This is a genomic window from Klebsiella sp. CN_Kp104 (assembly GCF_040064515.1).
Lineage (GTDB): Bacteria > Pseudomonadota > Gammaproteobacteria > Enterobacterales > Enterobacteriaceae > Klebsiella > Klebsiella aerogenes.
The window spans coordinates 54650-71103 of the sequence record NZ_JBEAII010000001.1 but is presented as its reverse complement, the minus strand read 5'-3'; the positions used below and the strand labels follow the sequence as shown (position 1 = coordinate 71103).

15 protein-coding genes are annotated in these 16454 nt (G+C 57.4%); 10 read left to right on the top strand and 5 right to left on the bottom strand.

What is annotated here, in order from left to right; all coding sequences use genetic code 11:
• Nucleotides 1-76 precede the first annotated feature (76 nt).
• Nucleotides 77-2275, top strand: coding sequence for a mechanosensitive channel protein (gene ybiO / locus ABLU80_RS00360; RefSeq protein WP_015704820.1), 2199 nt, complete (start codon nt 77-79; stop codon nt 2273-2275).
• Here ybiO and rlmF read toward each other — a convergent pair.
• A complete protein-coding gene (rlmF, locus tag ABLU80_RS00355) occupies nt 2272-3186 on the bottom strand; it encodes a 23S rRNA (adenine(1618)-N(6))-methyltransferase RlmF (RefSeq protein WP_045364624.1) in 915 nt (304 codons plus the stop codon). The two genes, ybiO and rlmF, sit on opposite strands and share 4 nt — an antisense overlap.
• A gap of 97 nt (nt 3187-3283) precedes the next feature.
• Here rlmF and ABLU80_RS00350 point away from each other — a divergent pair, with 97 nt between their 5' ends.
• The 4 genes from ABLU80_RS00350 (at nt 3284) to ybiJ (ending at nt 5251) form a co-directional block, all read left to right on the top strand.
• Nucleotides 3284-3898, top strand: coding sequence for a flavin reductase family protein (locus ABLU80_RS00350; protein ID WP_015704818.1), 615 nt, complete (start codon nt 3284-3286; stop codon nt 3896-3898).
• A 158-nt stretch (nt 3899-4056) separates the two neighbouring features.
• Nucleotides 4057-4320, top strand: a complete 264-nt coding sequence (locus ABLU80_RS00345; protein ID WP_015704817.1) for a YdgH/BhsA/McbA-like domain containing protein — start codon at nt 4057-4059, stop codon at nt 4318-4320.
• A gap of 119 nt (nt 4321-4439) precedes the next feature.
• Nucleotides 4440-4706 carry a DksA/TraR family C4-type zinc finger protein gene (locus tag ABLU80_RS00340; protein WP_015367587.1) on the top strand — a complete coding sequence of 89 codons (267 nt, stop codon included), beginning with the start codon at nt 4440-4442 and terminating at the stop codon, nt 4704-4706.
• 284 nt (nt 4707-4990) lie between these two features.
• Entirely contained in the window at nt 4991-5251 is a 261-nt protein-coding gene (ybiJ, locus tag ABLU80_RS00335) for a DUF1471 family protein YbiJ (RefSeq protein WP_015367588.1), read from the top strand.
• Between the two features lie 102 nt (nt 5252-5353).
• On the opposite strand, the gene ybiB is transcribed toward ybiJ, so the two are convergent.
• The 3 genes from ybiB to rhlE all read right to left on the bottom strand — a co-directional run bounded on the left by ybiB (nt 5354) and on the right by rhlE (nt 10058).
• Complete coding sequence (gene ybiB, locus ABLU80_RS00330; RefSeq protein WP_047037191.1) at nt 5354-6322, bottom strand: DNA-binding protein YbiB; 969 nt, start codon at nt 6320-6322, stop codon at nt 5354-5356.
• A gap of 50 nt (nt 6323-6372) precedes the next feature.
• A complete protein-coding gene (dinG, locus tag ABLU80_RS00325) occupies nt 6373-8517 on the bottom strand; it encodes an ATP-dependent DNA helicase DinG (protein ID WP_015367590.1) in 2145 nt (714 codons plus the stop codon).
• Nucleotides 8518-8714: 197 nt separating this feature from the next.
• Nucleotides 8715-10058: an ATP-dependent RNA helicase RhlE gene (rhlE, locus tag ABLU80_RS00320; protein WP_045360014.1), complete on the bottom strand. Its 1344-nt coding sequence runs from the start codon at nt 10056-10058 to the stop codon at nt 8715-8717.
• 259 nt (nt 10059-10317) lie between these two features.
• On the opposite strand from rhlE, the gene cecR reads away from it, so the two are divergent.
• The 5 genes from cecR to ABLU80_RS00295 all read left to right on the top strand — a co-directional run bounded on the left by cecR (nt 10318) and on the right by ABLU80_RS00295 (nt 16034).
• Complete coding sequence (gene cecR, locus ABLU80_RS00315) at nt 10318-10995, top strand: transcriptional regulator CecR (RefSeq protein ID WP_015704813.1); 678 nt, start codon at nt 10318-10320, stop codon at nt 10993-10995.
• Nucleotides 10992-11984 carry a secretion protein HlyD gene (gene hlyD / locus ABLU80_RS00310; RefSeq protein ID WP_072382610.1) on the top strand — a complete coding sequence of 331 codons (993 nt, stop codon included), beginning with the start codon at nt 10992-10994 and terminating at the stop codon, nt 11982-11984. Before cecR ends, hlyD begins: the two co-directional genes overlap by 4 nt.
• Nucleotides 11977-13716, top strand: coding sequence for an ATP-binding cassette domain-containing protein (locus ABLU80_RS00305; RefSeq protein ID WP_042895140.1), 1740 nt, complete (start codon nt 11977-11979; stop codon nt 13714-13716). Before hlyD ends, ABLU80_RS00305 begins: the two co-directional genes overlap by 8 nt.
• Nucleotides 13706-14839, top strand: a complete 1134-nt coding sequence (locus ABLU80_RS00300; RefSeq protein ID WP_157194990.1) for an ABC transporter permease — start codon at nt 13706-13708, stop codon at nt 14837-14839. Before ABLU80_RS00305 ends, ABLU80_RS00300 begins: the two co-directional genes overlap by 11 nt.
• 88 nt (nt 14840-14927) lie before the next feature.
• Nucleotides 14928-16034 (top strand): ABC transporter permease, encoded by a 1107-nt coding sequence (locus ABLU80_RS00295; protein ID WP_047041829.1) that lies wholly within the window; start codon nt 14928-14930, stop codon nt 16032-16034.
• Here ABLU80_RS00295 and ABLU80_RS00290 read toward each other — a convergent pair.
• Nucleotides 15996-16406 carry a YbhQ family protein gene (locus tag ABLU80_RS00290; RefSeq protein WP_015704808.1) on the bottom strand — a complete coding sequence of 137 codons (411 nt, stop codon included), beginning with the start codon at nt 16404-16406 and terminating at the stop codon, nt 15996-15998. The genes ABLU80_RS00295 and ABLU80_RS00290 overlap by 39 nt on opposite strands.
• Nucleotides 16407-16454: the final 48 nt, after the last annotated feature.

The following is a 16454-nucleotide window of genomic DNA, read 5'->3' as shown; positions in this document are numbered from 1 at the left end:
TTCCAGATTCATCCCACCGCTCCTTCTCCTCTGACCCCTTCTATACTTAGCAGTTTGAGATGCAATGGAGGCGCCCATGCCGTGGATCCTACTGTTGCTCGCTGCGCTGTGGATTTCGCCGCTGTCGGCGGCGTCATTGCCCGGCATTCCGGCGGCGACAACCGACAAAAGCACAGCCAGCGAGCCTGACCTCGAACAAAAAAAAGCCGCCTGGGCGGCATTAGCTGACGTGCTGGATAATCCAGACTCGCGGCAGGAGTTAATCGATGAGCTGCGCAAAGCCGCCGCTACCCAGCCCCCTGCCGCCGCCCCCACGCTGACCCCGCCAGAAGTCAAAGACGAGCAAACCGTCCTGGAAAGCGTGACGGAAATTAGCCGCCAGTATAGCGAGCGCCTGTCGTCACGGTTTTCGCAGCTATGGCGCAATATCACCGGCTCGCCGCATAAGCCTTTCCATGCCGATGCTTTTCGCAATGCCGCTGGCGACTTCCTGCTGCTGGCCGGGCTGGTATTTGCCTTCTGGTGGTTAGTACGCCTGGCGGCGCTGCCGCTGTACCGCAAAATGGGCCATTGGGGAAGGCACAAAAACCGTGAGCGCAACAACTGGCTTCAGTTACCGGCAACCATCGCTGGCGCTTTTATCATTGACCTGCTGCTGCTGGCGCTAACGCTGTTTATCGGGCAGCTGTTAAGCGATCGTTTAAACGGCGGCAACCGCACCATTGCTTTCCAACAAAGCCTGTTTCTTAACGCCTTCGCGCTGATCGAGTTTTTTAAAGCCATTCTGCGATTGATTTTTTGCCCGCGGATTGCCGATTTACGCCCCTTCAATATCAGCGACGAACACGCAATCTACTGGAACTTACGCCTCAGCGCCCTGAGTAGCCTGATTGGTTACGGGCTGATCGTAGCGGTGCCGATTATCTCCAATCAGGTTAACGTGCAGATTGGCGCGCTGGCCAACGTCATCATAATGTTGTGCATTACGGTGTGGGCGTTGTATCTGATTTTCCACAACAAACGCGCCATCACTCAGGGGCTTATCCATCTTGCCGACCGCTCGCTGCCGTTCTTCAGCTTGTTTATTCGCGCTTTTGCGCTGGTCTGGCACTGGCTGGCCTGCGCTTACTTTATCGTGCTGTTCTTCTTTTCGCTCTTTGACCCCGGCAACAGCCTCAAATTTATGATGGGCGCGACGCTGCGCAGCCTGGCTATCGTCGGCGCCGCGGCGCTGGTATCCGGTATTTTGTCACGCTGGATAGCCAAAACCATCACCCTGTCGCCAGAAACCCAACGCCACTATCCGGAGCTGCAAAAACGGCTCAACGGCTGGATCTCCGCCTCGCTGAAAGCCGCGCGGATCCTTACGGTATGCGTGGCGGTGATGCTGTTGCTGAGCGCCTGGGGTCTATTTGATTTTCAGCAATGGCTTCACAATGATGCCGGGCAGAAAACGGTGGATGTCCTGATTCGTATCGCGCTGATCCTGTTCTTCTCCGCCGTCGGCTGGACCCTGCTGGCAAGCCTGATTGAGAACCGCCTGTCATCGGACATTCATGGACGCCCGCTGCCCAGCGCTCGCGCCAGAACGCTGCTGACGCTGTTTCGCAACGCGCTAGCGGTGGTCATTACCACTATTACGATAATGATCTTATTGTCGGAAGTGGGGGTGAACATCGCGCCGCTGCTGGCGGGCGCCGGGGCATTAGGATTGGCTATCTCTTTCGGCGCCCAAACGCTGGTCAAAGATATTATTACCGGCATCTTTATCCAGTTTGAAAACGGGATGAACACCGGCGATCTGGTGACCATCGGGCCATTAACCGGTACGGTGGAACGGATGTCGATCCGCTCGGTGGGCGTGCGCCAGGATACCGGGGCGTACCATATTATTCCCTGGTCTTCGATAACCACCTTCGCCAACTTTGTGCGCGGGATCGGTTCGGTGGTCGCCAACTATGATGTCGACAGGCAGGAGGATTTGGATAAAGCCAATCAGGCGCTGAAGGCGGCGGTAGACGATCTGATGGCGCAGGAGGAGATCCGCGGGCTGATTATTGGCGAACCGTCGTTCGCCGGGCTGGTAGGACTAAGCAATACCGCGTTTACGTTACGCGTCAGCTTTACGACGCTGCCGCTGAAGCAGTGGGCGGTACGCTTTGCCCTCGATACCCAGGTGAAGCAGCATTTCGATCGCGCCGGCGTGCGTGCGCCGGTACAAACCTGGCAGGTATTGCCGCCGCCGGGCAACGTAACCCCGGCGGCAGAGACTTAAAATGGACGGCGGCGCTTTGCGTCGTCCATAAAGCTCCAGGCGATAAAGCGGCTCTGTTTCTGCCCCTGCGCCATCTCTTTTTTCACCACTTTCACCGCGCCGACTTCGGTCAGCAGGCGATACAGCGGCGGCAGATTGTCGCCGCGGGAGACCAGCGAGGTAAACCATTTAACCTGGCGGCCGAACTGCTGGCTTTCGCGGATCATCTGCGAAATAAAGGCCACTTCCCCGCCTTCACACCACAGTTCCTGCTGCTGGCCGCCGAAGTTCAGTACGCTATCTTCCCCCAGCCCCAGATTACGGCGTTTACGCTCGCCGCCGGCACGCGCGCTGGCGGCGGAATCATGGAACGGCGGGTTGCAGAGGGTCGCATCATAGGTTTCATTCTTATGAATGATGCCGGTAAAGATTGCCTGGCCCTCTTTCTGACGACGCAGACGAATTTGTCGCGTCAGCCCTGGGTTGCCGTTGATAATCGCCTGGGCGCTGGCAAAGGCCTGCGGGTTGACTTCGCTACCGGTAAAGCGCCAGCCGTATTCATGCGCGCCAATCAGCGGATAGATGCAGTTCGCGCCGGTACCGATATCGAGAATGGTGGCATTTTTCGGGATCTCGCCGCTATCCTGCGCCAGCAGGTCGGCCAGATGGTGGATATAGTCCGCGCGTCCCGGCACCGGCGGGCACAAGAAGCCGTCAGGAATATCCCAGTGTTTTACCGCGTAAAAGTGCGCCAGCAACGCCTTATTCAGCGCCTTCACCGCCAGTGGATTAGCAAAATCAATGGTTTGCTCACCTGCCGGATTCAGGGTGATATAGCTTTGCAGCTCAGGATAAGTCTGGCACAGCGCTGGCAAATCATAGCGTTGGTGATGACGGTTACGCGGGTGCAACCCCGGCTTTTCGGCTTTCATGGCAATCTCCTTTCAACAGCCGCGTAAGATACCCGTTGACGGCGGCGCGGTAAATAAGGGAGTCTGGATATCTTCTTATTTCGCTTTCTGGTGCTCTATGTACTTCTATCAACCTGCCGAAGGCCACGGCCTGCCGCACGACCCGCTGAATGCCATCGTCGGGCCGCGCCCCATCGGCTGGATCGCTTCGCTCGATAGCGCAGGGCAACGTAATCTCGCCCCCTACAGCTTCTTCAACTGCTTTAACTATCGGCCACCGATCATCGGTTTCGCCAGCGGCGGCTGGAAAGACAGCGTGCAGAACATTGTTGAAACAAAAGAATTTGTCTGGAATCTGGCTACCCGGCCACTCGCCGAAGCGATGAATGAAACTTCCGCCACTATTCCACGTCATGAAGATGAATTCCTGCGCGCCGGATTGACCGCCGCGCCGAGCCGGATCGTCCGCGCCCCGCGCGTGGCGGAAAGCCCGGTCAACTTCGAATGTCGCCTGTCGCAGTGTATTCAGTTAACGCGCGCCAGCGGTGAAGCCATCGATAGCTGGCTGGTGCTCGGTGAAGTGGTCGCCGTGCATATCGATGAGTCGCTGCTGGAAGACGGGATTTATCAAACCGCGAAAGCGCAGCCGATTTTACGCGCCGGCGGGCCGACGGCCTACTACAGCATTGATGAAAGCCAGCGCTTCGATATGATCCGCCCGGACGCTCGTTAACTTTAGCGTAGCAAGGCTAATACATGCCGTCGCTGGCGAAAGCCTGTGCGGCAATAAGCGCGTAAAGTGCTTGTTTGCCCATTATTATTTATCCGGTGGTTCTGCTCATCACGACCTAAACTTAAGGTATGTCCCATGCTGTTAATGAGGATATAGCCATGAGAACCTTTCTGCTCGCCCCCGCTTTTATCGCCCTTGCTCTTCTCTCCTCACCCACACAGGCCAACAACCCCGAGACCGCTGCCGTGGCCGTTGGCCCGCTGCGCCCGTCCGGCTCAGTTTCCGCCTCCGGCGCCAGCACCCTCGACGATTTACAGGCGCAACTGGCGCAAAAAGCCCACCAGCAGGGGGCGATTGCCTGGCGAATAAACGCCGCTGGCGGCGGCAACAAATTAGCCGGCAGCGCGATAATTTATAAATAATCCTTCTGCCCTCGTCGGGAATACGCAGCCGGAAATCCCGCCTCCCTGGACTTGGCTGCGCATTTTTCGCCCCCATATTTTCTATACTGTTTATAGATTGCAAACACGAGGATCGCATCATGGCATCAGGTTGGGCAAACGATGGAGCCGTCCAGGATCAAATTGACAGCACGGTAAACGATGCCGTCGCCCGCGCCCGCAGCGAGCTTCCTGGCGGAGAGAGCAACAAATTTTGTGAAGAATGCGGAGAGCCTATTCCGGAAGCGCGGCGCAAGGCGCTCGCCGGGGTCAGATACTGCGTGAAGTGCCAGCAGGATAAAGATTTACATAACAATACATATTCAGGATATAATCGTCGCGGTTCCAAAGACAGCCAGCTTCGCTGACCTTCCTTTACCGTTCATTACCGCTGATTGCGCTATCTTTTCACGCACGTTTTTTGGCGAAAAAAGTGGCAAAATGTGCCTTTAGTTGCCATGGCAACTAGTTTGTCCTTCTAGCGCAGCAATAGCGTAAAATAATTTATTAATAATCAATAAATTATTATTCATTCAAAAAATTCGATGAAGACTGTGAATTTCCTTCGATTTTATCTCGCGACAAAAAACGTGATACTTATCACATCGACGGAACATCGTCCCCCTACAGAACACACTGCGAGAGATTAATTATGAAAAACATCAAATACGCTGCCGCTGCTATCGCCCTTTCCGCTCTGTCTTTCGGCGCATTCGCCGCTCAGCCGGTAACCCCAGCCCAGGCAGAAAGCATGAATAAAATCGGCGTTGTTTCCGCTGAAGGCGCAACAACACTGGATGGTCTGGAAGCCAAACTGGCTGCTAAAGCCGATGCCGCTGGCGCAACCGGCTACAGCATCACCTCCGCTAACACCAACAACAAAGTTAGCGGTACCGCGGTTATCTACAAATAATCGCAGCAATACTCTGAAATGCCACTGAATTAACCCTGAAAAGACCTTTTAAATACCCTTGTTTGCCCGTCCGAGCCACCGGACGGGCTTTTTTTTGTCCGTTTACCAGCGTTCGGCAACCTGCGCCAGGCCATTAGCGAGCGAAGTCGCCTGGCCGGTGGCGACCAGGCAGCAGGCAAGCTGAATTTTCAGCGACTGCGGAACCGGCTCGCTACCGCTCACGCAGCGCTCAATCCAGCGCGCGGTAATTTCAGGATCTTTGGATTCCGGCAATGCCACTTTTTCCTGCACACTCTCGTCGGCCCGCTCATGCAACACTCTGGTTCCCGCCGCATCAATCAGGTTAATTTGCGGGCAGCGCTGCGGGTTGGCATAGACTTCACCTTCGGTACCGTGCATCAGCAGCGCCCGGCCACCGATCTGCGTAAAGAACGCCGCGACCTTGCCGACATATTCCGGATGCGACACGCTCGACAGCCGCAGCGCGGCATCTTCAGCGAACGGCGTCGCCAGCTTGGCCAGCGTATGCGCGCTGTTGCGCACCCCCATCCGCCAACGCAATGCCAGCTGCTTTTCCAGCGGCGGGCACAGCGCCCCGACCGGGATATAGACCGGCTCATGGCTGTCGAGACGCGCCTGGGCCTGACCCGCGTGGGTGGTGGCCGGGATCCCCATCAGCGCAAAAATGGTCTCGGTCAGGACGCGGGTTGGATCATGACTGACGCCATGAACCACCACCGGGAAACCGAGTTTATGCAGCAGTACCGCCAGCAGCGGCGTCAGGTTGGCCTGTTTGCGCGCGCCGTTATAGCTGGGGATAACAATCGGCATCGGTTTCGCTACCGGCGGCGTCAGGCGGATGGTCTGTAGCTGCATCGCCTCATAAAAGCCCTGCATTTCGGCTTCGCCTTCGCCCTTGATGCGCAGCGCAATGAGAATAGCGCCCAGTTCCAGATCGTCCACTTCGCCGTTTAACATCCGCGTATACAGCGCACGGGCCGTGACTAAATCCAGGTCGCGAGCGTGATTTTTGCCGCGCCCGACTTCTTTGATGATTTTGGTGTAATCCATCGACTTGCTCCCTCCAGCGGTAGGCTCCGCCGACCGCACCGCTTATGCGCTTAGCGGCGTCGGCGACGCGTCTGTTTTGCTTTGCTTTTTACTATAACCTCGGGAACGCCCGGCTGCTCTATGGGAAATACCGGTAACGCATTTAACAATCGCGCGCCGTAATTTTTAGTCAGCAGGCGCTTATCGTAAATAATGACTTCGCCCCAGCACTGATGGCTACGGATCAGGCGCCCGACCTGTTGAATCAGGTTGAATGAGGCGCTCGGCAGGCTTTGCACCTCAAAGGGATAGCGGTTGAGGCTTTTCAACCACTCGCCTTCGGTGATCACCACCGGGCTGTCGATCGGCGGGAAGGCGATTTTATGGATATGCACCTGGCTTAACAGCTCGCCTTTTAAATCCAGCCCTTCGGCAAAAGATTGCAGGCCAACCAACACGCTGCGCTCGCCGCCTTCAACGCGTTTACGATGCAGCTCGACCAGTCGATAGCGCGGCTGGTCGCCCTGCACCAGCAGCATCAGGCGCAGATCGGTAACATGTTCCAGAAAGCGATTCATGGCCCGCCCGCTGGCGAACAGCACCAGCATACCAAGATGCTTTTTGCTCTCGACCTGCTCACGGAAAAAAGCCGCCATTTCGGCGATGTGCTGCTCTTCATTATCAATAAGCGGCTCATAGCGCATTTGCGGAATAATGATTTTTCCCTGCTCGACGTGATTGAACGGCGAGTCCAGCGCCACGAAACGATCGCCCGCTTTCTCTTTCAGGCCGCTCATCTCCTGCAGGCGCGAGAAGCTATTCAACGAACGCAGCGTCGCCGAGGTGACGACAATATGCGGCACGCTGCGCCACAGCAGACGTTCGAGCTGATCGCTGACGCGGATTCCCACGCAGTGGAACCAGACATGGATCTGGCCATCGCGAATCTCGCGGGTGGCCCACTTGGTCACCGGCGCGCCGGAAGACTGCGCCATTGAGGCCAGCCGCCACAGCTTGCTCTGACTTTCGAACATGCCAAGGGCCCGGTTCATCTGCAGCAGGATACGATGCAGGCGCACCACGTCGTGACTGCCGGTCTTTTCGCTAAGATCGTTGAGAAACAGCTCCGCCAGCCCGCGCAGCATTTCGGTGAGCTTGGCCAGCCGCTGGCAAATCTCCATCACTTCCTGCGGCAGTTCGCCCATCGGGAAGCGATGCTCCGCCTCCTGGGCGGCAGGCATATAGAGATTGAGAATATTATTGAGCGAGGCGATAAGCTCATACAGCTCTTCGCAGTGTTCATTTAACCGTTCCGGATTGGCCAACGGCGGCGTGGTCTTCGGACGGAATTGCTCCATGCAGGTCGCCACCAATTTGCTGAACAGATCCAACTGCAGCCGGTACCATGGCGCGGTTATCTCCGCGCTCATCTCTAAGGCGTCGCGGGCGACGTCCGGCAGATGGTGGCCTTCGTCGAGCACCAGCAGCAGGTTTTTCGGCTCTGGCAGCACCGCTTCGCTCTCCATGGCCGCCATCACCAACGCATGGTTGGCCACCACCACTTCCGCTTCCTGGATTTCGCGCCGGGCGACGAAGAATGGGCATTCGCGGTAGTAGTGGCAGTTGCGGTTAAGACAGCTGGCTTTATCGGTGCTTAGCCGCCCCCACAGGGCGTCATCAATGGGCTTGTCGGTATGATCGCGCAGGCCGTCCCATTTATAGCCGTCGAGATCGGTTTTCAGCGTCGCGCAGAGCTTTTGTTCGGCCTGGTTTTTTGGCGTCAGATCGTCATCGAGGAACGCCAGCAGATCCTGCTGCGTCGCCTCGGTACTGGCCAGCGCCGCCAGATTACGCGGACAAACGTAGCGACCACGGCCAAAGGCGGCGGTAAAGCGCAGGTCGGGAATAATCTTGCGCAGCAGCGGCAGGTCTTTACTGTAGATTTGATCCTGCAGCGCGACGTTGGCGGTACTGACCACCAGCGTTTTTTGTTCCTCACGGGCAATGGCGATGCCGGGGATCAGATATGACAGCGTTTTGCCGACGCCGGTCGGCGCTTCGATAGCCAGATGCCGCCCCTCTTCCCCGGCGAGCGTTTTCGCCACATCGGCGATCATCTGCCGCTGCGGGGCTCGGGGGATAAAGTCCGGGATCTGTTCCTGAAGCGCCTTATACCAGGCGGCGATTTGCGCTTTAAGCGCAGCGGTCAAAGCCATGAGAAAACCTGAATACTGTATAAACAGCCACTATTGTGCCATTTTTGCCGGCCAGGAGGTATTGCTTTCTGTAGAGGGTGGAATCGCGCTCGATAAAAAACGCAATGAACGGCAAAAAAAAACGGCCCGCCGCCGCGCACGCGGAGAGACGGGCCGGGGTGCTGCCTGAGCGCTTTATCGTCCCAGGCAACAGCGTCTTATTCGCCGGCAGGTTTACGCGGGCGACGACGACGCGGTGGTTTACCGTCCTGGGTACGCGCTTTCGGCGCTTCGCCATCCTGACGGCGCGGCGCCTGTTGGCTACGGCCCTGGCTCTGACCGCCGCGTCCCTGTCCCTGCCCCTGACCGCGGCCGCCGCCACGCTGCTGACGACCGTTTTGAATTGGCTCCGCTTTAATCGACGGATCCGGCTCATAACCGGCAATAGCAATACGCGGGATCTCTTTTTTCAGCAGACGCTCGATATCACGCAGCAGCTTATGCTCGTCCACGCAGACCAGCGACAGCGCTTCGCCGGTCGCCGCCGCGCGGCCGGTACGGCCAATCCGGTGTACGTAATCTTCCGGCACGTTCGGCAGCTCATAGTTGACCACGTGCGGCAGCTCTTCGATGTCGAGCCCGCGCGCGGCGATGTCGGTGGCGACCAGCACACGAATACCGCCGGATTTAAAGTCAGCCAGCGCGCGGGTACGCGCACCCTGGCTCTTATTGCCGTGGATGGCGGCGCTACGGATACCGTCTTTATTCAGCTGCTCCGCCAGATGGTTGGCACCGTGCTTGGTACGGGTAAAGACCAGCACCTGCTGCCAATTGCCTTCGCCAATCAGCTGCGAGAGCAGTTCACGCTTACGTTTCTTATCCACAAAGTGAACGTGCTGGGTGATCTGCTCAGAGGCGGTGTTGCGGCGCGCCACTTCGACTTCCAGCGGGTTATGCAGCAGTTTTTCCGCCAGCGCCTTGATCTCATCAGAGAAGGTGGCGGAGAACAGCAGGTTTTGACGACGCGGCGGCAGTTTAGCCAGCACGCGGCGGATGTCGTGGATAAAGCCCATATCCAGCATGCGGTCGGCTTCATCCAGTACCAGCACTTCGACTTTATCCAGGCTGACCGCGTTCTGATGTTCAAGATCCAGCAGACGGCCTGGGGTGGCGACGAGGATATCGACGCCGCCGCGCAGCTTCATCATCTGCGGGTTGATGCTCACGCCGCCGAAAACCACCAGCGAGCGGATATTGAGATATTTGCTGTAGTCGCGGACATTCTCACCCACCTGCGCCGCCAGTTCGCGGGTCGGCGTCAGGATCAGGGCGCGCACCGGACGGCGCCCCTTCGCGTGCGGCTGCTCCTGGGTCAGGCGCTGCAGCAGCGGCAGCGTAAAACCGGCGGTCTTGCCGGTCCCGGTCTGGGCGCTGGCCATCAGATCGCGGCCCTGCAGTACTGCCGGGATCGCCTGCTGCTGGATAGGGGTCGGCTCAACGTAGCCCTGCTCGGCGACGGCGCGCAGGATATCGGGATTCAGGCCAAGGGAATCAAAAGACATAACAACTCCGAACCGCCCCGGCCCGTTTAAGGGCGTAGTTTTCAGGGAGATTATTGCGATAGAGATGGCAAAAACCACAATGCCATGAAGGGGCGCAGTTTAGCAGATTTTGTGACGAACCGCATAAAATATCCCCGCAGGAATTACCAGCAAAATAATGCTCGCTTGCGCCGGGTAATTTTTCGTCTTCACCATGGTGGACAGTTCAGCGAATCGCCCCTATTCTTAATCAATCGATTGATTAATTTTTTAGAGTGCGATGAACAGTACCTCCGTGACCAGTAAAGGCGAACAAGCCAAAAGCCAGCTTATCGCCGCCGCCATCGCGCAATTCGGCGAATATGGCCTCCATGCGACGACCCGCGATATCGCCGCGCAGGCCGGGCAAAATATCGCCGCTATCACCTATTATTTCGGTTCGAAAGACGACCTGTATCTCGCCTGCGCGCAGTGGATCGCCGACTGTATCGGCGAGAATTTCCGCCCGCATGCCGAGGCGGCCGAAGCCCTGCTCGCCCAGACGAAACCTGACAAACCGGCGCTGCGGGAATTGATCCTGCGCAGCTGCCGCGATATGAGTCTGCTGCTGACCCAGGACGACACGGTCAACCTCAGCAAGTTTATCTCTCGCGAGCAGCTCTCCCCTACCGCGGCTTACCAGCTAATCCACCAGCAGGTTATCGCCCCGCTACATAGCTATTTGACCCGGCTTATCGCCGCCTGGACCGGGCGCGATGCCAACGATACGCAGATGATTCTGCACACCCACGCCCTACTTGGCGAGGTGCTGGCCTTCCGGCTCGGGCGGGAAACCATTTTACTGCGTACCGGCTGGGCGCAGTTCGATCAACAAAAGGCTGAACAAATTTTTCAGGTGATCACCTGTCATATCGATTTCATTCTGCAAGGGTTAGCGCAAAGGAGCCTGGGATCATGAAAAAACCCGTCGTCGTTCTATTGGTCGTCATCGTGCTCGCCGCGCTCGGCGGCGGCTGGTGGTGGTATCAAAGCAGCCAGGCAAAAGATCTCACTCTCTACGGCAATGTCGATATTCGCACTGTGAATATGAGCTTCCGCGTCGGCGGGCGGCTGGCAACCCTGAACGTCGATGAAGGCGATGAAATTCGCCGTGGGCAAACCCTCGGCGAACTTGACCGCGCGCCATATGAAAACGCGCTGCAACAGGCGCAGGCCAACGTCTCCACCGCCCAGGCTCAGTACGATTTGATGATGGCGGGTTACCGTGCCGAAGAGATTGCGCAGGCGGCGGCCGCGGTGAACCAGGCGCAGGCCGCCTGGGTCTATGCGCAGAATTTTTATCAACGTCAGCTCGGCCTGCGCGCCAGCAGCGCGATTTCCGCCAACGACCTCGAAAACGCCCGTTCTTCACGCGATCAGGCGCAGGCGACCTTAAAATCGGCGCAGGATAAACTGCGTCAATATCGCGCCGGTAACCGCCCGCAGGAAATTGCCCAGGCCAAAGCCAGCCTTGAACAGGCGCAGGCGGCCCTGGCGCAAGCCAAACTGGACCTGCATGATACCGTACTGACCGCGCCGTCCGACGGCACCTTGATGACCCGCGCCGTAGAGCCCGGCACCATGTTAAACGCCGGCGGCACGGTGCTGACGCTGTCATTAACCCATCCGGTTTGGGTACGCGCCTACGTTGACGAGAAAAATCTCGGCCAGGCGCAGCCGGGGCGCGAAGTACTGCTGTATACCGATAGCCGGCCGAACAAGCCCTATCACGGTAAAATCGGCTTTGTCTCCCCCAGCGCCGAATTCACGCCAAAGACCGTGGAAACACCGGATTTGCGCACCGATCTCGTCTACCGCCTGCGCATCGTGGTGAACGACGCCGACGCCTCGCTGCGTCAGGGCATGCCGGTGACCGTCTCCTTCAGCAACGGAAACGGGCATGAGTAAGGACGTCATTACCTTTAATGGCCTGAGCCGTCGTTTTCCTGGCATGGATAGACCGGCGGTCGCGCCGCTGAACTGTACGATTCACTCAGGCTACGTCACAGGGCTCGTCGGCCCAGATGGCGCAGGTAAAACGACGCTGATGCGAATGCTGGCCGGTTTACTTAAGCCTGATGAGGGCAGCGCCAGCGTAATCGGCTTCGATCCGCTGAAGGACGACGGCGCGCTGCACGCGGCGCTCGGCTATATGCCGCAGAAATTCGGCCTGTATGAAGATCTGACGGTGATGGAAAACCTGAACCTGTACGCCGATCTGCGCAGCGTTACCGGCGAGGCGCGCAAGAAAATATTCGAGCGCCTGCTGGAATTCACATCTCTTGGCCCTTTCACCGGGCGATTAGCCGGCAAACTCTCCGGCGGCATGAAACAAAAGCTGGGGCTCGCCTGTACATTGGTGGGCGATCCTAAAGTGCTGTTGTTAGATGAGCCCGGCGTCGGAGTCGACCCTATCTCGCGCCGCGAGCTATGGCAGATGGTGCACGAACTGGCCGGCGACGGCATGCTAATTTTGTGGAGCACCTCTTATCTCGATGAAGCCGAGCAGTGCCGCGATGTGCTGCTGATGAACGAAGGTAAATTGCTTTACCAGGGCGAACCGAAGGCGCTGACGCAAACCATGGCCGGGCGCAGCTTTCTGGTATCCAGCCCGCAGGAAAACAACCGCCGCCTGTTGCAGCGGGCGCTGAAACTGCCGCAAATTAGCGATGGCGTGATTCAGGGCAAATCGGTGCGTTTGATCCTGAAAAAGGCAGCCCGCATTGATGAGGTTCAGCAAAACGGCAACATGCCGCCGCTACAGGTGGCCGAAACTGCGCCGCGTTTTGAAGACGCCTTTATCGACCTGTTAGGCGGCGCCGGAACCGCCGAGTCGCCGTTAGGAGAGATTATTCATCACGTGGACGGCAACAAAGACGAAACGGTCATTGAAGCACGGTCGTTAACGAAAAAGTTTGGTGATTTCGCCGCCACCGACCACGTCGATTTCCAGGTTAAGCGCGGTGAGATTTTCGGCCTGCTTGGCCCTAACGGCGCCGGCAAATCCACGACCTTCAAAATGATGTGCGGCCTGCTGGTGCCGACCGACGGAAAAGCGCTGGTGCTGGGGATGGATCTCAAGGTCAGCTCCGGTAAAGCGCGCCAGCATTTAGGCTATATGGCGCAAAAATTCTCACTGTACGGCAACCTCAGCGTCGAGCAGAACCTGCGTTTTTTCTCCGGCGTTTACGGTCTACGCGGCCGGGCGCAAAATGAAAAAATCGCGCGCATGAGCGATGCCTTCGGCCTGAAAAGTATCGCCGGCCACGCCGCCGACGAGCTACCGCTCGGCTACAAGCAGCGGCTGGCGCTGGCCTGCTCGCTGATGCATGAACCCGACATTCTGTTTCTCGATGAACCCACCTCCGGTGTCGACCCGCTCACCCGCCGCGAATTCTGGCTGCATATCAACAGCATGGTCGATAAAGGGGTCACGGTGATGGTGACTACCCACTTTATGGATGAGGCGGAATACTGCGACCGCATCGGGCTGGTCTACCACGGCAAGCTTATCGCCAGCGGCACGCCGGACGCGCTGAAGGCGCAGGCGGCGAATGACAGTCAGGCGGATCCCACTATGGAACAGGCGTTTATTACCCTGATTAACCAATGGGACAAGGAAAACGGTCATGAGCAATAGCATTCTTTCCTGGCGACGGGTTCGCGCGCTGTGCGTCAAAGAGACCCGACAGATCGTCCGCGATCCCAGCAGTTGGCTAATTGCGGTGGTGATCCCCCTGCTCCTGCTGTTTATCTTCGGCTACGGCATAAACCTCGACTCCAGCAAACTGCGGGTCGGCGTATTGCTGGAACAGCAGAGCGAAGAGGCGCTGGATTTCGTCCATACCATGACCGGCTCGCCCTATATCGACGCCACCGTCAGCGATAATCGCCAGCAGTTGATTGAGCTGATGCAGGCCGGGCGCATCCGCGCGATGGTCGTCATTCCCGTCGACTTTGACCGTCAGATGGCCCGCGCCGGCGCCAATGCGCCGATTCAGTTAATTACCGACGGTAGCGAACCGAATACCGCTAACTTCGCGCAGGGGTACGTCGAAGGTATCTGGCAGATCTGGCAACAGCAGCGGGCGGAAGACCGCGGTGAGAACTTTGAACCGCTTATCGATGTGCAGATGCGCTACTGGTTTAACCCGGCGGCCATCAGCCAGCACTTTATTATCCCCGGCGCAATTACCATCATCATGACCGTGGTCGGCGCGATATTGACCTCGCTGGTGGTAGCGCGCGAATGGGAACGCGGCACCATGGAAGCGCTGCTATCCACTGAAATCACCCGCGCCGAACTGCTGCTGTGCAAGATAATTCCCTACTATTTCCTCGGCATGCTGGCGATGTTGCTGTGTATGCTGGTATCGGTATTTATTCTCGGCGTGCCCTATCGCGGCTCGCTGCTGATTCTGTTTGTCATCACCAGCCTGTTTTTGCTTAGTACGCTGGGAATGGGGTTACTGATCTCGACCATTACCCGCAACCAGTTTAACGCTGCGCAGGTCGCGTTGAACGCCGCTTTTTTACCATCGATTATGTTGTCCGGGTTTATTTTCCAGATAGACAGTATGCCGGCGGTGATTCGCGCGGTGACCTACGTGATCCCGGCGCGTTATTTCGTCAACACCCTGCAAAGCCTGTTTCTGGCGGGCAATATTCCGGTGGTGCTGCTGGTGAACGTGCTGTTTTTGATTGCTTCGGCGGTGATGTTTATCGGCCTGACGTGGCTGAAAACCAAACGGCGTCTGGATTAACCCTGCGCTCGAATGTTGCCCGGTGGCGCTACGCTTACCGGGCCTACGGTAAGTTCCGGTCGCCCGGGGCCGACATGAGGAAGGTTCTATGTTTCATCGTTTATGGACATTAATCCGCAAAGAGCTGCAGTCGCTGCTGCGCGAACCGCAAACGCGGATGATTTTAATCATGCCGGTGCTGATTCAGGTATTGTTGTTTCCCTTTGCCGCCACGCTTGAGGTGACCAACGCCACCATCGCTATCTATAACGAAGATAGCGGCCGCCACGCGGTGGAGCTCACCCAGCGCTTTGCCCGCGCCAAAGCCTTTACCCACGTCCTGCTGCTGAAAAGCCCGCAGGCGATTCAACCGACCATTGATGAACAAAAAGCCCTGCTCGTGGTGCGCTTCCCGGCGGATTTCTCGCGTAATCTCGACAACTATCAAACCGCCCCGCTACAGCTACTGCTCGACGGGCGTAACTCCAACAGCGCGCAAATCGCCGCTAATTATCTACAGCAGATTGTTAAAAACTATCAGCAGAATCTGCTGCAGGACAAAGCGAAACCGAACAACAGCGAACTGGTGGTGCGCAACTGGTACAACCCGAATCTCGACTATAAATGGTTCGTGGTGCCGTCGCTTATCGCCATGATCACCACCATCGGGGTGATGATCGTCACCTCGCTGTCGGTGGCTCGCGAGCGTGAACAGGGTACCCTCGATCAGCTGCTGGTCTCACCGCTCGCCACCTGGCAAATCTTCGTTGGCAAAGCCGTTCCGGCGCTGATAGTCGCCACGATGCAGGCGACTATCGTGCTGGCGATAGGTATCTGGGCTTATCAGATCCCGTTTGCCGGCTCGCTGCTGCTGTTCTATTTCACCATGCTGATTTACGGTCTATCGCTGGTGGGCTTTGGCTTATTGATTTCTTCGCTGTGTTCAACCCAGCAGCAGGCATTTATCGGCGTGTTCGTCTTTATGATGCCGGCGATTCTGCTATCCGGCTACGTTTCACCGGTAGAAAACATGCCGCAGTGGCTGCAGGATTTGACCTGGATAAACCCGATCCGGCACTTTACCGATATCACCAAGCAAATTTATCTGAAGGATGCGAGTCTGAAGATTGTGTGGGGAAGTTTGTGGCCGCTATTAGTCATAGCGGCCACCACCGGCTCAGCGGCGTATGCGATGTTCCGAAGAAAGATTGCGTAGCTTTTTATCTTTCGCCAGCAGCGATACCACCGCCGGGCCTGCCAGTATGACCAGCCCGGCGAGGGCCAGCAGCAGGTTGTTGTGCAGCACGCGCGACAACAACCAGAGCACTATCATGGCGGCGCCGAAGTACCAGGTCGTGGTGAGTTCCTCAAGGAAGTCCCCCACGTCGCGCCAGCGCGCTTCATGGTGACGCTGCAAAAACAGCATCGCCAGCAGCGTGACGCCGTACAGTACGCACAGCCCTAATCCGACGCGCACCAGCGCGCCGCTCAGCCAACCCATCACCAGTACTGCCACGACCAGTAGATGCAACATAATCTGCCAGCAACTAAGACCCGTTGCGACGCGTACACGTTGTTGCCACTTCATGGCTTCTCTCCTGAAGGATTTTTCTCTGTTACTCAGAGTACCGCACTT

Bases quoted from the DNA above. Each gene is read 5' to 3' on its own strand.
- ybiO (WP_015704820.1), top strand. From the start codon at position 77: ATGCCGTGGATCCTACTGTTGCTCGCTGCGCTGTGGATTTCGCCGCTG.
- rlmF (WP_045364624.1), bottom strand. From the start codon at position 3,186: ATGAAAGCCGAAAAGCCGGGGTTGCACCCGCGTAACCGTCATCACCAA.
- ABLU80_RS00350 (WP_015704818.1), top strand. From the start codon at position 3,284: ATGTACTTCTATCAACCTGCCGAAGGCCACGGCCTGCCGCACGACCCG.
- ABLU80_RS00345 (WP_015704817.1), top strand. From the start codon at position 4,057: ATGAGAACCTTTCTGCTCGCCCCCGCTTTTATCGCCCTTGCTCTTCTC.
- ABLU80_RS00340 (WP_015367587.1), top strand. From the start codon at position 4,440: ATGGCATCAGGTTGGGCAAACGATGGAGCCGTCCAGGATCAAATTGAC.
- ybiJ (WP_015367588.1), top strand. From the start codon at position 4,991: ATGAAAAACATCAAATACGCTGCCGCTGCTATCGCCCTTTCCGCTCTG.
- ybiB (WP_047037191.1), bottom strand. From the start codon at position 6,322: ATGGATTACACCAAAATCATCAAAGAAGTCGGGCGCGGCAAAAATCAC.
- dinG (WP_015367590.1), bottom strand. From the start codon at position 8,517: ATGGCTTTGACCGCTGCGCTTAAAGCGCAAATCGCCGCCTGGTATAAG.
- rhlE (WP_045360014.1), bottom strand. From the start codon at position 10,058: ATGTCTTTTGATTCCCTTGGCCTGAATCCCGATATCCTGCGCGCCGTC.
- cecR (WP_015704813.1), top strand. From the start codon at position 10,318: ATGAACAGTACCTCCGTGACCAGTAAAGGCGAACAAGCCAAAAGCCAG.
- hlyD (WP_072382610.1), top strand. From the start codon at position 10,992: ATGAAAAAACCCGTCGTCGTTCTATTGGTCGTCATCGTGCTCGCCGCG.
- ABLU80_RS00305 (WP_042895140.1), top strand. From the start codon at position 11,977: ATGAGTAAGGACGTCATTACCTTTAATGGCCTGAGCCGTCGTTTTCCT.
- ABLU80_RS00300 (WP_157194990.1), top strand. From the start codon at position 13,706: ATGAGCAATAGCATTCTTTCCTGGCGACGGGTTCGCGCGCTGTGCGTC.
- ABLU80_RS00295 (WP_047041829.1), top strand. From the start codon at position 14,928: ATGTTTCATCGTTTATGGACATTAATCCGCAAAGAGCTGCAGTCGCTG.
- ABLU80_RS00290 (WP_015704808.1), bottom strand. From the start codon at position 16,406: ATGAAGTGGCAACAACGTGTACGCGTCGCAACGGGTCTTAGTTGCTGG.